The following is an 18,584-nucleotide window of genomic DNA, read 5'->3' as shown; positions in this document are numbered from 1 at the left end:
GAGAATGCTGTGTCAGATAAGATTAAAAAGCTAAAGGAAAAAGATAAAGAAAATAGCTATCCATTCAATAATCGTGAACTAAGCTGGATGGATTTCAATTATCGAGTTCTTGAGGAAGCACACGAAAAAGAAAATCCAATTTTGGAGAGAGTTAAGTTTCTTGCAATCACTGCCTCTAATCTTGATGAGTTTTTTATGGTAAGAGTTGCAGGACTTATGGACCAGGTACATTCTGGTTATAAGAAGAAAGACCCCTCTGGTCTTACGCCTGCCGAACAGCTTGAGAAGCTTATAGAAAAGACACATATATTTATGGATAAGCAATATTCATGCCTATCCCGTTCAATAATTCCTGCACTTAAAAAGCACAAGCTTTTCTTTTTAAAATATGAGGATATGGACGATAAACTCAAAGAAAAGTGCGATAGCTATTTTGATAATGTGCTTTTTCCAGTATTAACTCCACTTGCAGTTGATACAAGTCGTCCATTTCCATTCCTTGCAAATAAGACACTTAATATCGCAGTAAGACTTGCAAAGGATAGCGGAGATGCTTTCGCAGTAGTTCAAGTTCCGTCAATTATTCCAAGATTTTTTGAGGTTTCGAGCGAGAACGGCAGATACTTTGTTATGCTTGAGGATATTATTAAGAATAACCTCAATAAGCTTTTCCAGCTTTATACTATTGAAGCTTATGCAGATTTCAGACTTACAAGAGATTCAGACCTTGATATTGACGAAGAAGCAGAGGATTTGATGGTTGCTATTGAGAAATCTATCAAAAAGCGTCAGAGAGGCGAACCAGTCCGAGTTGAGATTGCCCAAAAGTGTGACCAAGCATTAAGAGAATTTCTTGTAGATATGCTCAAAGTAAATGAGGGCGAAATTTATGAAATTCCAGGACCGCTCGATTTAACATTTTTATCAAAGTTTGGTTCTATCAAGGGTTGTGACGATTTAAGATTTGAGCCAATTAAACCAGTGACACCACCAGCAGATTTCTATGGATATGATGATGTTTTTGAGGCTATTCGTGAAAAGGATAGACTTGTACACCACCCATTTGAAAGCTTTGATTCGGTTATTCGTTTTGTTCAGGCTGCCGCAGAGGACGAAGATGTTCTTGCTATCAAGCAAACACTTTATCGTGTCAGCGGAAATTCTCCGATTGTTGCCGCATTGATTCGTGCCGCAGAAAATGGCAAACAGGTTACAGTACTTGTTGAGCTTAAAGCAAGATTCGATGAAGAAAATAATATCGTATGGGCGAAAAAGCTCGAAAAAGCTGGTTGCCATGTAATTTACGGCTTGCAGGGACTTAAAACCCATTGCAAAATTTTGCTTGTTGTGCGCCGAGAGGAAGACGGTATTCGCCGTTATCTTCACCTTGGAACAGGTAACTATAATGATATTACCGCAAGATTCTATACAGATATTGGTATGTTCACTTGTCGTGAATCTTTCGGTCGTGACGCATCATCATTATTTAATGTTATTACAGGTTATTCTGCACCGCCTGAATATCTCAAAATGAATGTCGCACCACTCGGACTTCGTACATTCTTTGAATCTATGGTTCAGAGAGAAATAGCAAATGCCAAGAATGACCTTCCATCAGGCATTATAATCAAGGTTAATTCAATGGTTGACCCAGATTTGATTTCACTCCTTTATGATGCCTCAAGAGCGGGAGTCAAGATTACACTTATCGTTCGTGGAATTTGCTGTCTTATCCCTGGAATAGAGGGTGTCAGCGAGAATATTACTGTAATAAGTATAGTCGGTCAGCTTTTGGAGCATAGTAGAATTTTTAAGTTTGAGAATGGCGGAGAACCAGTTGTATATATTGGTTCAGCGGACTGGATGCAGAGAAACCTTGATAAGAGAGTTGAGCTTGTTTTCCCAGTTGAAGATGAGGATTTGAAAAAGCGTGTTTTCGGTATGCTCGATATTATGATGAACGATACTATAAATGCAAGAGTTCAAAAAAGTGATATGACATATGTTATGATTGATAAGCGAGGAAAACAACCGCTTAATTCACAGCTTGAATTTTACAGACTTGCAAAAGAGGCTTTAGAAGAAGTCAAGAACGATAGGCAACAACCAATGTTTGTGCCAAAAGAAAGCGAAAATAACTAAAAGCTATAAAAAGGCGTGGGGATTATCTTCACGCCTTTAATATTTTTTAGAATCAAGTTGATGCGGTCGGGAAATTTTTCAGTGAACTACCGATTAGCTAATGCACTTTTCTAAAAAAATTAAAAGTTTCGCTTGAGCCTTTTCAAAGGCTCGCAGGGTCGAGGGACGGAGTCCCTCGTGGGTGTTAAGGGCAAAGCCCTTAACATTAAACATACCAATTTGCTAAATTTTGAAAACCCTTGAAGAAAAAGCCTGATTGTGATAAAATAATACGGAATACCTTTTATAAGGTCTATTTTTGCAATATTTTTAGGAACGGAGAGTTCATTTTGGATAATCAACTTAATCAAAATCTTAACACAGCTGATTTGAACGGGATTCACGAATATTCCGAACTCTTGAGCGATATTCTTAAATTTCGTGCAAGAGGCGAAGTGCCGATGGCTCTTGTCAGAACATATGGATGTCAGCAGAATGTTGCTGATAGCGAAAAGCTAAAGGGAATGCTCAAAGAAATGGGCTGTGACTTTACCGAAGATGAAAACGAAGCAGATATTATAATTTTTAATACCTGTGCTATTCGTGAACACGCCGAGGATAGAGTTTTCGGAAATGTCGGTGCATTAAAAAATATAAAACGCCGTCATCCATCATTGATTATAGCATTATGTGGCTGTATGATGGAGCAGGAACATATAGCAGAGAGAATTTATAAGAGCTTTTCGTTTGTTTCGCTTGTTTTCGGAACACACGAAATTCATAATTTCCCAAAGCTGTTATATTCCACAATTACAGAAAATCATAGAATAGTTGCTCGTGGCAATGATGATGGAATAATTCATGAGAATATACCAACCTTGCGTGACGGAACTTTCAAGGGCTGGCTTTCAATTATGTATGGCTGCAATAATTTCTGCACATACTGTATTGTCCCTTATGTTCGTGGCAGAGAGAGAAGTCGTGAGCCAGAAGTAATTATGCAAGAAGCTCGTGATATGATTGCCGCAGGCTATAAGGATATTACACTTCTCGGACAGAATGTAAATTCCTATGGAAAAACTCTCGAAAGCAAAAAGACCTTTGCGTCATTGTTGGCAGATATAGCTGAGCTTGACGGCGATTTCAGACTTCGCTTTATGACTTCACATCCGAAAGATTTATCAAATGAATTGATTGATGTTATTGCGTCACACGATAAGATATGCAACCATATTCATTTGCCTTTCCAGTCAGGAAGTGACAGAATTTTAAAGCTTATGAACCGCCACTATGACAGAAAGCGTTATATGGAGATAGTAAACTATGCCAAGGAGAAAATCCCGAATCTTTCTCTTACAAGTGATATTATAGTAGGTTTCCCTGGTGAAACTTATGAAGATTTTCAACAGACCTTGAGCCTTATCAAAGAGGTTGAATATACCTCATTGTTTACATTCATATTCTCTCCAAGAGTTGGCACTCCAGCTGCAAAAATGGACGACCCGATTCCATATGAAGAAAAATCAAAGTGGTTCTCCGAACTTTTAAAGGTTCAAGAAGAGATTGCCGCAAAACGCTGTGAATCTATGGTTTCAAAGACATATAGGGTACTTGTCGAGAGTGCAAAGCCAAATGGCGAGCTTACCTCTCGAACAGAGGAAAATATAATAGTCGAGTTTGAAGGCAGTGAAGACCTCATAGGAACATTCCAAAATGTAGAGGTCACAAAAGCAAGAAACTGGATATTAAAAGGAAAATTAGTATAAAGGAGATTTTAAAAATGGCAGATATAATAGAAATGGCAAGAGAAATCGGCAGACAGCTTCAGAAAGACGAGCTTTATCTCAAGCTTGAGCTTGCAAGACAGCAGAGCGAGGAAGACGAAGAACTTCAGAATGCTATTGGCGAATTTAATTTAAAGCGTATGGCAATAAATAATGAAGCATCAAAGGCAGATAGAAGCGATGAAAAAATGCAGCAGCTCAACGCAGAAATGCGTCACGCTTATGCAATCATTATGTCTAACGAAAATATGATAGCTTATAATGAGGCTAAGGCAGAATTTGATGTTGTTGTAAATAGAGTTCTTGCAATTATCAATCAGTCAGCACAGGGAGCAGACCCAGAAACAGCAGATTATACACAGAGCAGCTGCTCAGGCAGCTGCGAAACCTGCGGTGGCTGTGGTGCGTGACCAAACTTGTCTAATTATACTTAAAAGTTTTGCACAAGCTTTTTCAAAAGCTTGCGGTTTCCAAAGGCAGAGCCTTTGGTCGCTCTCCGTAGAGAGCGAAATACTTTATGTTCCGCAAAGCGCAGGAGGGTAGAAAAACATTCCAGTGGAATGTTTTTCGTAGGGAACCCTCGCAGGGGGTTCCCTGATGGTGAAAAAGGTAAATAACTTAAGGAGGTGATAGCAATGGCAGAATTTTCGCCTATGATGAAACAATATTTTGAGGTCAAGGAGCGAAATAAGGACGCACTACTATTCTATCGTGTCGGTGACTTTTACGAGATGTTTTTTGATGATGCCATAACCGCATCAAAGGAACTCGACTTAACTCTTACAGGCAAAGATTGTGGACAAGAAGAAAGAGCGCCTATGTGCGGAGTACCTTTCCATAGCTGTGAGCCATATATTGCCAAGTTAGTTCAAAAGGGCTATAAGGTCGCAATTTGTGAACAGACAGAAGACCCTGCAAAGGCTAAAGGACTTGTTAAGCGTGATATTATCCGAGTTGTAACACCAGGTACAGTTATAGAGCCTACTATGCTCGATGAAACACAGAATAGCTATATCGGCTGTATATACTGTGAAAAGGGAATAGCTGGACTTGCTTTCTGTGATACATCTACCGGTGAATTTGTTGCATCAACTGTAAAGGGTAAGGATATAATTCGCTCAATTAAGGACGAATTACTGAAATTTTCTCCAAAAGAAATACTAATCAGTACAGGAGTTCTCAGTTTTAAAGAGCTTGTACCATTTCTCAAAGAAAAAATCGTTTGTTCAGTAGAAGCACTTGACGATACAGACTTTGACGAATACAACGCTAATGAAACCCTTAAAAAGCATTTTGATGATGCTATTGAGGATATGTTAGGAAATTCATATTCTAAGGAAAGTAAGCTTGCGTCTGCGGCACTTTTAGGCTATCTTGAGAGAACACAGATGACAGGCTTAGAACGAATAACAAAGATTATTCCCTTTGCTGAGAGTGAGTATATGAGCCTTGATTTTTCAGCAAAGCGTAATCTTGAGCTTACCGAAACTTTGCACGAAAAAAAGCGTTATGGTTCGCTTTTGTGGGTTCTTGATAAGTGCGAAACCTCTATGGGTAAACGACTTTTAAAGAGCTTTATTGAAAAACCGCTTGTAAATGTCGGCAAAATTACACGCCGACAAAATGCCGTTGCAGAGCTTTTTGACAATGTTCAGATGCGAATTGATTTGCGAGATGCTCTCGGTGGAATCCCTGATATTGAGCGAATTATGACAAAGATAGTCTATGGTTCGGCTAATGCGAGAGATTTAATTTCTTTGCTGTCAGCTTTCAATAAGCTTCCTGAAATAAAAGAGGCTATCAAAAATTCTGAAAGTACACTTATGAAAGAGCAGCTTTCAGAGCTTAATCTTCTTGAAGATTTGAAGGATTTAATCGAAGGTTCCATTGTTGAAAGTCCGCCGTTTTCAGTTCGTGAGGGTGGAATCATCAAGGAGGGCTGTAATAAAGAGCTTGATGAACTTCGTTATGATATGAATAACAGTGCAGAGCTTCTTTCAGGAATAGAATCAAGAGAGAGAGAACGCACAGGCATACCTAAACTAAAGGTAGGCTATAATCGTGTTTTCGGATATTATATAGAAGTTACGAATTTATATAAAGATTCAGTTCCGAATGATTATATCCGAAAGCAAACTCTCACAAACTGCGAAAGATACATAACAGAAGAACTCAAGGAAGTTGAGAGAAGAATACTTGGAGCAAAAGAGCGTTCATTTGCACTTGAGTATACCATCTTTGAGGAAATCAGAAAGCAGACTGCAAAGCATATTGAGCAGATTGAAAGTACAGCAAGAGCCGTTGCTATGCTTGATACACTTGCCTCGCTTGCACAGACAGCCTTTGACAATAACTATTGTCAGCCTGATATAACACAAAACGGCAAAATCATAATAAAAGACGGCAGACACCCTGTTGTTGAAAGACTTTTAAAAACTATGCCGTTTGTACCGAATGATGTTACACTTGATTCAGCAGAAAATCGTGTTGCAATTATAACAGGCCCAAATATGGCAGGTAAATCTACTTATATGAGAAGCGTAGCCTTGATAGTGCTTATGGCTCAAATAGGCAGCTTTGTTCCTGCAAAATCTGCGGAAATATCAATCTGCGATAGTATTTTTACAAGAATAGGTGCATCTGACGATATGACAACAGGTCAATCTACATTTATGGTAGAGATGAACGAGGTTGCATATATTCTGAAAAATGCCACAAAGGATAGCTTACTTATTCTTGATGAGATAGGCAGAGGAACATCAACCTTTGACGGAATGAGCATTGCGAGAGCGGTTCTTGAATTTGTTGCAGATAAGAAAAAGCTTGGTGCAAAAACGCTTTTCGCAACACACTATCACGAATTGACAGTGCTTGAGGACAACCTTGACAGCGTTAAGAATTATAATATTGCTGTTAAAAAGCGTGGAGATGATATTACATTCCTGCGAAGAATAGTTCGAGGTGCTGCTGACGATAGCTATGGTGTAGAGGTTGCCAAGCTTGCAGGCTTGCCAGCAAGCGTTATAAATCGTGCAAAGCTTGTCCTAAAAGAACTTGAATGTGGAAAAAATGACGCTCCAAAAAAGCAAGCAGAGTCAGAAGAAACTGAAGAACAGCTTTCACTTGTTCCAGAAGCAGATGAAATTCGTGAAATGCTGAGAAGTACAGATATAAATACATTAACTCCAATAGAAGCAATGAATGTTCTTGTCAAGCTTATTGCTCTTGCTGAAAAATAAGTCTGACTTTATTGATGAGAATATTATGGACTGGAAATAGTTAAGCAAAGCTTATAATATCTGTTTTTTTAGGTAGATAAGTTATATAACTGCAAGGAATTGCAGAAATAATAAAATTAAGGAGAGCAAAGGGCTTTCCGAATTTATGGAGGATTATAAAAATGGGTAAAAAAGGTGAAATCGTATCATTCAGACCAGAGATAAAGGTTCTTGACGCTACAATCAGAGATGGCGGACTTGTAAACAATTTCTACTTCACTGATGATTTTGTAAGAGATTTGTATAAGACAAATATCAAAGCTGGCGTTGACTATATGGAATTTGGTTATCGTGCTTCTAAAGAGCTTTTCGATGTTGATAAGTTTGGCAAGTGGAAGTTCTGCGATGAAGAGGATATAAGAAATATTGTTGGCGAAAATGATTCTGATATGAAGATTTCAGTTATGGCTGATGTTGGCAGAACTGATTTCAAAAAAGACATCATAGACAGAAAGGATTCTGTTGTTGATATGTACAGAATTGCAACATATCTCAATACAATCCCTTCTGCAATTGAAATGATTGAATATTGTCACAATAAGGGCTATGAAACAACTGTAAATATCATGGCTATTTCAAACGCAAATACAGCTGACCTTGATATAGCACTTGATATTCTTGGTCGCTCTTGCGTTGATGGAATCTATATCGTTGATAGCTATGGTTCACTTTACCCTGAACAGACAGCAGCAATTTCTGAGAGGTATCTTGAAGTTGGCGATAAGTATGGAAAGCAAATTGGTATGCACGCACATAATAACCAACAGCTCGCTTTTGCAAATACAATAGAAGCACTTTCACTCGGCGTAAACTACCTTGACGCAACAGTCAGCGGTATGGGCAGAGGTGCAGGCAACTGCTATATGGAGCTTCTCCTCGGTTTCCTAAAGAACCCTAAGTATAATCTTATTCCACTTCTTGACTTTATCGAAGGACACATTCAAAAACTCAGAGATGACGGCGTAGTCTGGGGCTATGATGTTCCTTACCTCCTTACAGGCAGACTTAACAAGCACCCAAGGTCAGCTATTGAATTTATCAAAGAGCATAAGACAGGCTATTCCAATATGTACCTTGAGCTTTTGGAGAACAACATCTAAGCTTGTTTAACGATATGGTTTTGCGTTATTGATTTAAGGATGCTTTAAGCTTGAAAATCAAGATAGTTATAGAGAACAGACACTTGCAAGAGGTGGCACTGTATGCGATTGTCATTATCAAAAGAAAAAATAGGAGGAATCCGAAATGATAAGATTGCGTCCATATAAAGCCTGCGATGCTGAGCATATCGTTAAGTGGATAAAAGATGAAGTTTCATTTCGTAAATGGTGTGCGGATAGATATGATAAATTTCCGATTACAGCCGATGATATGAATAAACACTATAACGATTTTGCCTATGCTGATAATTTTTATGAAATGACAGCATTTGATGAAACGGGTGTAGTTGGACATCTTATCATGAGATTCACAGATGAAGAAAAGAAAACACTCCGTTTTGGCTTTGTAATTGTAAATGATACAAAGCGTGGTATGGGTTATGGTAAGGAAATGCTTAAGCTTGCAATAAAATATGCTTTCGATATACTAAAGGTTGAGAAAATCACCTTAGGCGTATTTGAAAATAATGAATCCGCCTATTATTGTTATAAGTCTGTAGGTTTTAAAGATGTTCAGTTAAATGAAACAGAATTTTATCATATTTTTAATGAGGACTGGAAATGCTTAGAGCTTGAAATAAGCTCTAAATACAAGCCTTAAAAATTGGTGGTGAGTTGTATGGGAGTAATTAAGCTTTTAGATAAGCATATGTCAGAGCTGATTGCCGCAGGTGAGGTAATAGAAAGACCTTCGTCTGTAATAAAAGAACTTGTTGAAAATTCAATAGATTCGGGTGCTAAACATATAACCGTAGAAATTCAGCGTGGCGGAATTACTTTTATGCGAGTTACCGATGATGGTTGCGGAATAGCAAGAGAAGATATTCCAACTGCATTTTTGCGTCATGCAACAAGTAAAGTTCATGATAAACAAGACCTTGATGCAATAGGAACACTTGGTTTCAGAGGAGAGGCGTTGGCGTCTATTGCCGCTGTTGCTAAGGTCACTATGTTGTCGTGCCGAGAGAATGAGGAAATCGGAACAAGATATGAAATTAATGGTGGTGACGAGATAGAAATTGACGATGCAGGTTGTCCAAAAGGAACGACAATTATCGCTCGTGATATTTTCTATAATGTTCCTGCGAGAATGAAATTTCTAAAAAAAGATGTTTCCGAGGCAAATAGCGTTTCTGGAGTTATTGATAGAATAGCACTTTCACACCCAGAAATATCCTTTACATTCATTCGTGACGGCAAGCAAACAATGAAAACTCCAGGTGATGATAACCTTAAAAATGCCATTCTTTCAGTTTTTGGCAAGGATTTCACATCAACGCTTATTCCTTTGAATTATCAACACGAGGGTATAAAGCTTCAAGGCTATATAACCCGTCCTATTTCATCTCGTGCCAATAGAAGTATGCAGCTTTTCTTTATAAATGGAAGATATATAAAAACTCGTACAGCTATGGCGGCACTTGAAGAAGCATACAAGGGTAATATAATGACAGGAAAATTTCCAGGCTGTGTCTTGCATATGACCATGGATTATTCTACTCTTGATGTCAATGTTCACCCTTCAAAGCTTGAGGTAAGATTTACTAATGAAAGACCTATTTTCGATGCGGTTTATCATGGAGTTAAATCGGCACTTTTAAGTGGAGATAACCGCTCTCCTATAAAAGAGGAAGAACCTATAAAGCCTGAAATCTTAGAAAAAACAGCCACACAGGTTGAAAACGAGCAATTAAAGTTTAGTTATCAACCGAAAGCAGCAAAACCTGTTGAAAAGTCTGAGAAAATTTCTGAAAAGGATTCGGTTTTTAAAGGAGATTTAAAGAAAGAATCCATTCAAAAAAGTGTTGAGTTTGATAATCTTGAAGAAGATAAAAATGAGCCTGAAATATTTATGCCTGAGCCTTCAAGCTTTTCTCCGATAATGGTTTCTGATTGCGTTACAGTTGACCCATATACGGCAAGCGTTCGTAAAAAATTAGAAAAGGCAAAATCAGAAATAGAAAATCCCGAAAAGCAAGAAATTCAAGCTGTTACAGAAGGTGAAGAAACATCTCACAAGCCGACTATATTACAAGAAGATAATGAGCCGTCCGTTGTAAAAAATCAGGACAAGCTTATTGATTCTTTTCTGAGTATAGCAGGTGTAAGGCTTGATAGCGAGTCTGATGCTCCTATGAAATTCTTAGGCGAAGCCTTTGCAACATATATAATTCTTGAAAAAGGCAATGCAATTCTGTTTATTGACAAACACGCCGCTCACGAAAGACTTTTATATGAAAAGCTAAGGCGTGATTGTGGCAAAAATTATGCTCAAATGCTCCTTGAGCCTATAACAGTAACGCTTGATAAAACCGAATATGACGCAATTTTAAATAACCTTTCAGCTATGGAAGATGCAGGTTTTGAGATTGACGATTACGGAATGGGTACGGTTGTAGTCAGAGCAGCACCTCAGATTGTTGAGCGTGACGATATATCCGACACTGTTGTAGAAATGGCTGGCTATCTTGCAAAAAATAAGCGAGATATTATGACCGAGAAGATGGATTGGCTTTATAAGAATGTTGCTTGCCGAGCCGCAATAAAGGCTGGTGATAAGAGCAGTGAGGGAGAGCTTATGGCTCTTGTTGAGGAGCTTATGGAAAATCCTGATGTAAAATATTGTCCGCATGGCAGACCGATTTGTTTTACAATGACAAGACACGAACTCGAAAAAAGATTTATGAGGGTATGATTAAGATATGAATAATAAGATACCGCTTCTTTGCATAGTAGGTCCGACAGCGTCGGGCAAGACAGGGCTTTCAGTAGAACTTGCCGAAAGATATAACGGCGAAATAGTTTCCTGTGATTCAATGCAGATTTATAAGGGTATGGATATTGCGACCGCAAAGGTTACAAAAGAAGAGGCTCGTGGAATAGCGCACCACCTTGTAGATTTTTTACCGATAGGAGAAGCTTTCAGCGTTTCAGATTATGTCAAGCTTGCCCATAAGGTCATTGCAGAGATATACGAAAGAGGAAAACTTCCCATACTTGTCGGTGGAACGGGACTTTATTATTCATCTCTTGTTGGAAATATAACATTTTCCGAAGAAAAGATTGACGAAAAACTTCGTGCAGAGCTTAATGAACAATATCAGCGAGAGGGCGGAGAAATCCTGCTTAAACAGCTTGCAGAGTTCGACCCGGAAACTGCGTCAACACTTCACCCTAATAATGGTAAGCGAATTATTCGTGCGATTGAGATTTATCGAAATACAGGAATAACAATGAGCGAACAGATGAAACGCTCAAAAGAAAAGCCTTCGCCATATAATTATCTAACAATCTGCCTTACTTATAAGGATAGACAAAAGCTCTATGACAGAATAAATCTTCGTGTTGATAAAATGCTTGGAGCAGGAATCCTTGATGAAGCAAAAGCTTTCTTTAATCAAAACCCAGGAAAAACAGCTTCGGCGGCTATTGGAATAAAGGAATTTAAGCCGTATTTTGATGGCGAATGTTCTCTTGAAGATGCAGTCGAAAAACTCAAAATGGAAACCCGACGCTATGCAAAGCGTCAGCTCACATGGTTCAGACGATGTGAAGATGTAAAGTTTTTAGAGTGCGATTGCTTTGATATTCTTTCAGAGAGTGAAAGGCTGATAAATGAATGGAATTTTTTAAAATATTCCTAAAGTAAGTCTTAATTGACAACAAAAATCCGTCAAATATTATAATAAATGTCAAAAATCGTGACAATCGGAAAATGATGTAGTATAATCATAAGGTAAACTGATTCAGAGAGGTGAGTATGTGGATAAATCTATAATCAGAAGAATAATTATTGCCTTGCTCTCTGTGCTTTTGCTTGTTTATGTAATTTATCTTTTAAGCAATGCAAGCTTCAAGAATATAAGAACAGAATCTGCAACTTACTCTACTATGACAGAATCTCTTGATGTAGACGGATATTTTATCAGAAGTGAAACCATTATGAATTCAAAAAATATTGGTGGCGTCATTTCCTATAAAATGGAAGATACGGATAAGGTTTCTAAGGGCGAAAAAGTTGCTGAAGTTTATAATTCAGCAGAAGACGCACAAAAACAAGCCGAGCTGCAAAGCCTTGAGCAACAGCTTGCAGTTTTGAAAGAATTAGAGAGCAGTGCAGAAAACCTTTCAGTTACACCTGATGTTATTGATGAGAATATTTCGACATATCTTATTGATATGTCGATAAATAAGAATGATGGTAATCTTTCAAAATCTGATGAAAGCATAGACCAGATAATATATAATATCAATGAGCGACAGGTTCTCACAGGAAAGGTTAAAGATTTCAGTGAGAAAATTTCAGAGCTTGAGAGTAAAATTGACAAAATGAAAAGTTCTTCAAGCAAGAAGATTTCAGACCTTACAGCTCCAGTTGCAGGCTATTTTACAAGTGAGCTTGATGGCTATGAAAATGTTCTCAATATAAAAAATATTGATTCTATTATGCCTGAAGATTTAAACAAGGCAAAGAATTCCAGCAAAAAAACTTACGATAATGCAGTAGGAAAGGTAGTTTCAGATGTATTTTGGTATGTTGCTTGTCCGGTCACAAGCGAACAGGCTATTAAGCTAAATGAATACAAAGATAACCAGATGACCCTTACGATGCAGTCAGCATCACTTAAAAATATAAATGTTACTCTTGTAAGCATAAATCGTAAGGATAGCAAATCAGATGGCGTTGCAATTTTTCGAGGAACAGATATGAATGAAAATTTGCTTTCAGTTCGTTCGGGAACTATTGCAATAAATATGAATTCATATACCGGAATTTCTGTTCCAGAATCAGCAATTCATCAAGATACAATTACAATAACAACCGAAGACAAGAACGGTAAAGAAAAAGAAGTCAGCAAAAAAGTTTCAGGCGTTTATGTTCAGTATGGAAACGAAATCAATTTCAAAGAGGTTGTACCGCTCTATTCAGATAGCGGTTTCGTAATCTGTAAACAAGAGCCTGATGACGATGAGCTGTTCTCTGGTTCTACGATAAAGGTTTATGATAAGGTCGTCGTTGAAGGAGTGGATTTATATGACGGAAAAGTTATCAACTGAGTATGAGCAAAGACTCTTACAGGTTAAGCAGAATTATGATTATATTATGGCAAGAATAGCAGAGGCTGCTGAAAAGTCAGGAAGAAAGCCCGAAGATATAAAGTTTCTTGCCGCAACAAAAACAGTTTCATACGATATTATAAATTATGCTATTTCCCTTGGACTGAAATATATCGGAGAAAATAAGGTTCAGGAGCTTAATTCAAAGTATGATGATTATAAGCTTGGTGATTGTGAGCTTCATCTTATCGGACATCTGCAAACAAACAAAGTTAAGCAGATTGTTGGAAAAGTAAGTATGATTCAATCTGTTGATAGTATTAAGCTTGCAAAAGAAATCGCTAAGGTCTCCTCAAATCAAGGCATAACAACAGATGTGCTTATAGAAGTAAATATCGGCAGAGAGGAAAATAAAACAGGACTTAACCCCGATATGCTCTATGAGCTTCTTGGCGAAATATCGCATTTTGAAGGAATAAAGGTAAGAGGACTTATGGCTATTCCACCAATTTGTGCAGAAAAAACAGAATTATGTAAATATTTTGAAGATATGCACAATTTATTTGTTGACATTTCGGGCAAAACAATGGATAATATATCTATGGATTATCTTTCTATGGGAATGTCCGCTGATTATTATGAGGCTATTCTTTGCGGTGCTAATATGGTAAGAATAGGTAGCGGGCTTTTCGGAGCAAGAAGCTATACATAATCTAAGGAGGAAATTTTAAATGGCAGGCATTATGAATAAATTAAAAGATATGTGGAAACCACCGGAGGACGAAGTGGAATACGAAGATAATAGCTATTATGATAATGAATCCGCAGTTGATGACGGCGGAGTTTACGAAACAGAAGAGGAGTACGGCCCAGCATACGAAGAGCCAGAACCACCTCAACAGTATGTACAAAGACCAGCACCAAGACAGACTGCACCAAGACCATCTCAATCTGGCAGTAAGGTTGTCAATATCAACTCAACTGCTCGTTTGCAGGTAGTATTGTTCAAGCCTGAGCGTTTTGGCGAAGAAACAAGGGATATTGCTGTTGAACTTATGAAGATGCACACAGTCCTCCTTAACCTTGAAAATACAAATAAGGATATGGCAAGAAGAATTCTCGATTTCCTTAGTGGTGTAGCATTCGCAAATCAGGGTAAAATCAGCAGAGTTGCTTCTAATACATATATGATTACTCCGAATAATGTTGACCTTACAGGTGAAGAAGTTCTCGATGAACTCGAAAGCAACGGACTTTATATGTAAAATCTATCGAAGCTTATCCGCTTCAAATTTCGGGCAGAGGCATTATTGCGTCTGTCCGATACTGTCATTATAAGGAAAGGGAGATTATATGCTTACACTTGAAGAAATAAAAAATGTAACTTTTCATAAAGCACGAAATGGTTATCAGACAGAGGATGTCGATGATTTTATAGATAGCGTTATTGAAACTGTAGATAATATTCTCCACGAGAGAGATGATTATCTTAAAAAGCTCGATATTTTCGCAAAAAAGGTTGAGGAATATCGCTCTACAGAAGAAAGCGTAGGAAGCGTTCTTCTAAGTGCACAAAGACTTGCAGATTCTAATATAAGAGAAGCAAATCATAAGGCAGAAGTAATTCTCAGAGATGCCAAGGCAAAGGCAGATGCTATGGTTAAGGAAGCTAAGGAAAAGTCTGATGCTATGATGACAGATGCAAAACAAAAATCTGATAAGCTTCTTGCTGATTCAACAGCAAATAGCCGTCGTGCAATAGCTGCTGGCAACCTTGAACTTGAAAGACAAAAAGAGCTTCTTAAGAAAATTACAGCCGATGTTAAAGCTTTCCAAGCCGTTCTTTTGAAGAGATATAGAGCACAAATTACAGCCGTAAAGAATATTACAGATATTCAGGCACAAATTAGAACTGATGAGGAAATTGATAAGGAATATCCTACACCTAAGAAGGAGATAGTAGCTCCAAAGGCAGAAGAAAAGAAAGCTGAAGAAACCAAGCCTGTCGAAGAAGCTAAAGCTGTTGAAGAAACAAAGCAGGTAGTAGAAGAAAAGCCTGTTGAAATTCCAGTTGAAGAGAAAAAAGCACCAGTTAACGAAGAAATAAAAGAGCCTGTAAGAACACCTGTTGAAACAGTTTTTGCTTCAGTAGAGCATAAAAAAGAAACAATAGAGAAGAAACCAGTTGATGAAGAAATTGAAGATAACATAGACATCAGCTCATCTTCAACGGTAAAAAGAGAGCCTATTGAACAGGCTTCAAGATTTGCAGAGGATAAAGAAGTCAAATTTAATGACTTTAAGTTTGGTTCAGATTTTGATATTCACAGTAAAAAGTGATAATTTTATAAAAAGGGAGCGTAAAAGATAATGGCTCAAGATTATAATAACACACTGAATTTACCTAAAACGGACTTTCCGATGAGGGCAGGACTTCCAAAGTCAGAGCCTCTTATGTTAAAGCATTGGGAAGAATCCTCCGTTTATGAAAAGCTTATGGAGAAGAACGAGGGCAAGCCTCTTTTCGTACTTCATGATGGACCTCCATATGCTAATGGTAATATTCACCTTGGTACAGCACTTAATAAGGTTCTCAAGGATATTATCGTCCGCTATAAAAATATGTCAGGCTTTAAAGCACCCTATGTTCCAGGCTGGGATACACACGGACTTCCAACAGAGCTGAAAGCAAGAAAAAAAGCAGGTGTTGGTAACTCCACAACTATTGACGATATAGAGCTTAGAAAAATCTGTCGTGAGTTTGCACTTGGATATATTGATGACCAGCGTAACCAGTTTAAGCGTCTTGGTGGTATCGGTGAATGGAATAATCCATATATCACACTTCAGCACGAGTTTGAAGCAAAGCAGATTGAGATTTTCTCAGAAATGGCTTGCAAGGGTTATATCTATAAAGGCTTAAAGCCAGTTTACTGGTGTCCTGAGTGCGAAACAGCACTTGCAGAGGCTGAAATTGAATATGCAGAAGATCCATGCCATTCAATCTATGTAAAGTTCAAGGTTACAGACGATATGGGCAAGCTCAAAGCTCTTGGAGCAGACCTTGACAAGACATATTTCGTAATTTGGACAACTACAACCTGGACACTCCCTGCTAATGTAGCTATCTGCGTTGGTCCTCGCTTCAACTATGCTTTGGTCAAGAGCGGTGACGAATATTTCGTTATGGCAGAAGAGCTTTACGCATCTGCATTTGAAGCAGCAGGAATCACAGATTATGAAGTTGTTGGCACAATTATGGGTTCAGAGCTTGAGTATATGAAAACAGCTCACCCATTTATCGATAGAACATCTCTTGTAATCGTTGGCGACCATGTTACTCTTGAAAGCGGTACAGGCTGTGTTCATACAGCACCTGGCCACGGTCTTGACGACTATGAGGTTTGCAGAAATTATCCTGAAATTCCGATTGTTGTACCAGTTGACGCTCATGGCAAGCTTACAGAAGAAGCAGGTCAGTTCGCAGGACTTACAACAGAAGAAGCAAATAAGCCTATCGCACAGCACCTCGAAAAAATTGGTGCATTGTTTGCATTAAAGAAGATTATCCACCAATATCCACACTGCTGGAGATGTAAAAAGCCAGTTCTCTTCAGAGCAACAGAACAGTGGTTCTGCTCCGTTGAAGATTTCAAGGACGAGGCAGTAGAAGCAATTAAGGGCGTTAAGTGGATTCCTGGCTGGGGCGAAGACAGAATCATAAATATGGTTCGTGACAGAAAAGACTGGTGTATCTCCAGACAGAGAAAATGGGGCGTTCCGATTCCGATTTTCTTCTGCAAAGAGTGCGGCGAACCTTATATCAATAAAGAAGCTATGATGGCTGTTTCCGAGTTGTTCAGACAAGAGGGTTCTGACGCTTGGTTCAAGAAGTCTGCAAGCGAAATTCTCCCAGAGGGTACAAAGTGCCCTAAGTGCGGTGGCACAGATTTCGACAAAGAAAAAGACATTATGGATGTTTGGTTCGATTCAGGCGTAACACACGCAGCAGTTTGCGGTCAAAGACCAAACCTCAGAAGACCTGCTGACCTTTATCTTGAGGGTGCAGACCAGTATAGAGGTTGGTTCCAGTCATCACTCCTTACATCTGTTGCAACAACAGGTGAAGCACCATATAAGGCAGTTGTAACTCATGGTTGGGTTGTTGACGGAGAGGGCAAGAAGATGTCCAAGTCACTCGGCAACGGTATTGACCCATCAGATGTTGTCAACGAATATGGTGCAGATATTCTCCGTCTTTGGGTTGCATCATCAGATTATCATGCTGACATCAGAATTTCTAAGGAAATCCTCAAACAGCTTTCAGAAGCATACAGAAAGATTAGAAATACAGCAAGATATATCCTCGGAAACCTCAACGACTTTGAGCCAGATACAGATTCTGTATCATTCGATAAGCTCCTTCCTATTGATAAGTGGGCTTTGATGAAGCTTGATGAGCTTAATGATAAGGTTCGTGAGGGTTATGAAAGCTTTGAATTCCATCAGGTATTCCATGCTGTTCACAATTTCTGCGTTGTAGATATGAGTAACTTCTACTTTGATGTTCTCAAGGATAGACTTTATACAGAAAAGAGCGATGGTGAGCTTCGTCGTGCTGCTCAGACTACAATTTATATCATTCTTGACGCTATGACAAGAATGATTTCTCCAATCCTTGCTTTCACTTCTGATGAAATCTGGAAGTATATGAAGCACAGCAAGAATGACGATGCAGAGAATGTAGTATTCAACTCTATGCCTGAAAAGACAGGTATCAATGCTGATGAAGAATTTATCACAAAGTGGGATAGAATCCACGAAACAAGAGATATTGTTAAGAAAGCAATCGAAGTTGCTGTCAAGGCAAAGGAAATCCGTTCTTCACTCGAAGCAAAGATTACACTCAAATGCACAGGCGAGATGTACGACTTCCTCAAGTCCGTAGAGAGTGAGCTTACAGCTGCATATATCGTTTCTGAAATTGAAATCGTAAATGATGAGAGTGCAACAGAGCTTAAGGTTGAAGTATCTCACGCAGCAGGTGAAAAGTGCGAGCGTTGCTGGTGCTTCAGCAACACAGTTGGTAAGAATCCTAAGCACATCACACTTTGTGAGCGTTGTGCAAAAGTTCTTGAATAATCGCATATAATATAGTATAATAAATTCGCTCCAACCCATAA

General features: G+C 38.5%; 12 protein-coding genes and 1 pseudogene. All 13 read left to right on the top strand.

The window, feature by feature from the left end:
- Positions 1-9 precede the first annotated feature (9 nt).
- Positions 10-2,142, top strand: a complete 2,133-nt coding sequence (locus C9914_RS00835; protein WP_106762788.1) for an RNA degradosome polyphosphate kinase — start codon at positions 10-12, stop codon at positions 2,140-2,142.
- A gap of 329 nt (positions 2,143-2,471) precedes the next feature.
- Positions 2,472-3,887 carry a tRNA (N6-isopentenyl adenosine(37)-C2)-methylthiotransferase MiaB gene (gene miaB / locus C9914_RS00830; protein WP_242972028.1) on the top strand — a complete coding sequence of 472 codons (1,416 nt, stop codon included), beginning with the start codon at positions 2,472-2,474 and terminating at the stop codon, positions 3,885-3,887.
- A 14-nt stretch (positions 3,888-3,901) separates the two neighbouring features.
- Positions 3,902-4,315 (top strand): YlbF family regulator, encoded by a 414-nt coding sequence (locus C9914_RS00825; RefSeq protein ID WP_022264940.1) that lies wholly within the window; start codon positions 3,902-3,904, stop codon positions 4,313-4,315.
- A 225-nt stretch (positions 4,316-4,540) separates the two neighbouring features.
- Complete coding sequence (gene mutS / locus C9914_RS00820; protein ID WP_106762787.1) at positions 4,541-7,144, top strand: DNA mismatch repair protein MutS; 2,604 nt, start codon at positions 4,541-4,543, stop codon at positions 7,142-7,144.
- Between the two features lie 161 nt (positions 7,145-7,305).
- Complete coding sequence (locus tag C9914_RS00815; RefSeq protein ID WP_022264938.1) at positions 7,306-8,283, top strand: aldolase catalytic domain-containing protein; 978 nt, start codon at positions 7,306-7,308, stop codon at positions 8,281-8,283.
- A gap of 145 nt (positions 8,284-8,428) precedes the next feature.
- Positions 8,429-8,866 (top strand): annotated as a pseudogene (locus tag C9914_RS00810) (GNAT family N-acetyltransferase); the annotation flags it as partial.
- A 96-nt stretch (positions 8,867-8,962) separates the two neighbouring features.
- The gene (gene mutL / locus C9914_RS00805) at positions 8,963-11,038 is read left to right on the top strand and encodes a DNA mismatch repair endonuclease MutL (RefSeq protein WP_106762785.1); all 2,076 of its coding nucleotides are present in this window, start codon (positions 8,963-8,965) and stop codon (positions 11,036-11,038) included.
- Between the two features lie 7 nt (positions 11,039-11,045).
- Positions 11,046-11,987, top strand: a complete 942-nt coding sequence (miaA, locus tag C9914_RS00800) for a tRNA (adenosine(37)-N6)-dimethylallyltransferase MiaA (protein ID WP_106762783.1) — start codon at positions 11,046-11,048, stop codon at positions 11,985-11,987.
- 118 nt (positions 11,988-12,105) lie between these two features.
- Positions 12,106-13,401, top strand: a complete 1,296-nt coding sequence (locus tag C9914_RS00795) for an HlyD family efflux transporter periplasmic adaptor subunit (RefSeq protein WP_106762781.1) — start codon at positions 12,106-12,108, stop codon at positions 13,399-13,401.
- Positions 13,379-14,113 (top strand): YggS family pyridoxal phosphate-dependent enzyme, encoded by a 735-nt coding sequence (locus tag C9914_RS00790; protein WP_106762780.1) that lies wholly within the window; start codon positions 13,379-13,381, stop codon positions 14,111-14,113. Before C9914_RS00795 ends, C9914_RS00790 begins: the two co-directional genes overlap by 23 nt.
- Positions 14,114-14,132: 19 nt before the next feature.
- Positions 14,133-14,666 (top strand): cell division protein SepF, encoded by a 534-nt coding sequence (locus C9914_RS00785; protein ID WP_106762778.1) that lies wholly within the window; start codon positions 14,133-14,135, stop codon positions 14,664-14,666.
- Positions 14,667-14,754: 88 nt separating this feature from the next.
- Positions 14,755-15,741, top strand: a complete 987-nt coding sequence (locus C9914_RS00780; protein WP_022264931.1) for a DivIVA domain-containing protein — start codon at positions 14,755-14,757, stop codon at positions 15,739-15,741.
- 30 nt (positions 15,742-15,771) lie between these two features.
- A complete protein-coding gene (gene ileS / locus C9914_RS00775; RefSeq protein ID WP_106762776.1) occupies positions 15,772-18,543 on the top strand; it encodes an isoleucine--tRNA ligase in 2,772 nt (923 codons plus the stop codon).
- Positions 18,544-18,584: the final 41 nt, after the last annotated feature.

It is taken from the genome of Pseudoruminococcus massiliensis, from assembly GCF_900291955.1.
Taxonomy (GTDB): domain Bacteria; phylum Bacillota; class Clostridia; order Oscillospirales; family Acutalibacteraceae; genus Pseudoruminococcus; species Pseudoruminococcus massiliensis.
This window is presented reverse-complemented; position numbering and strand designations above follow the sequence as displayed.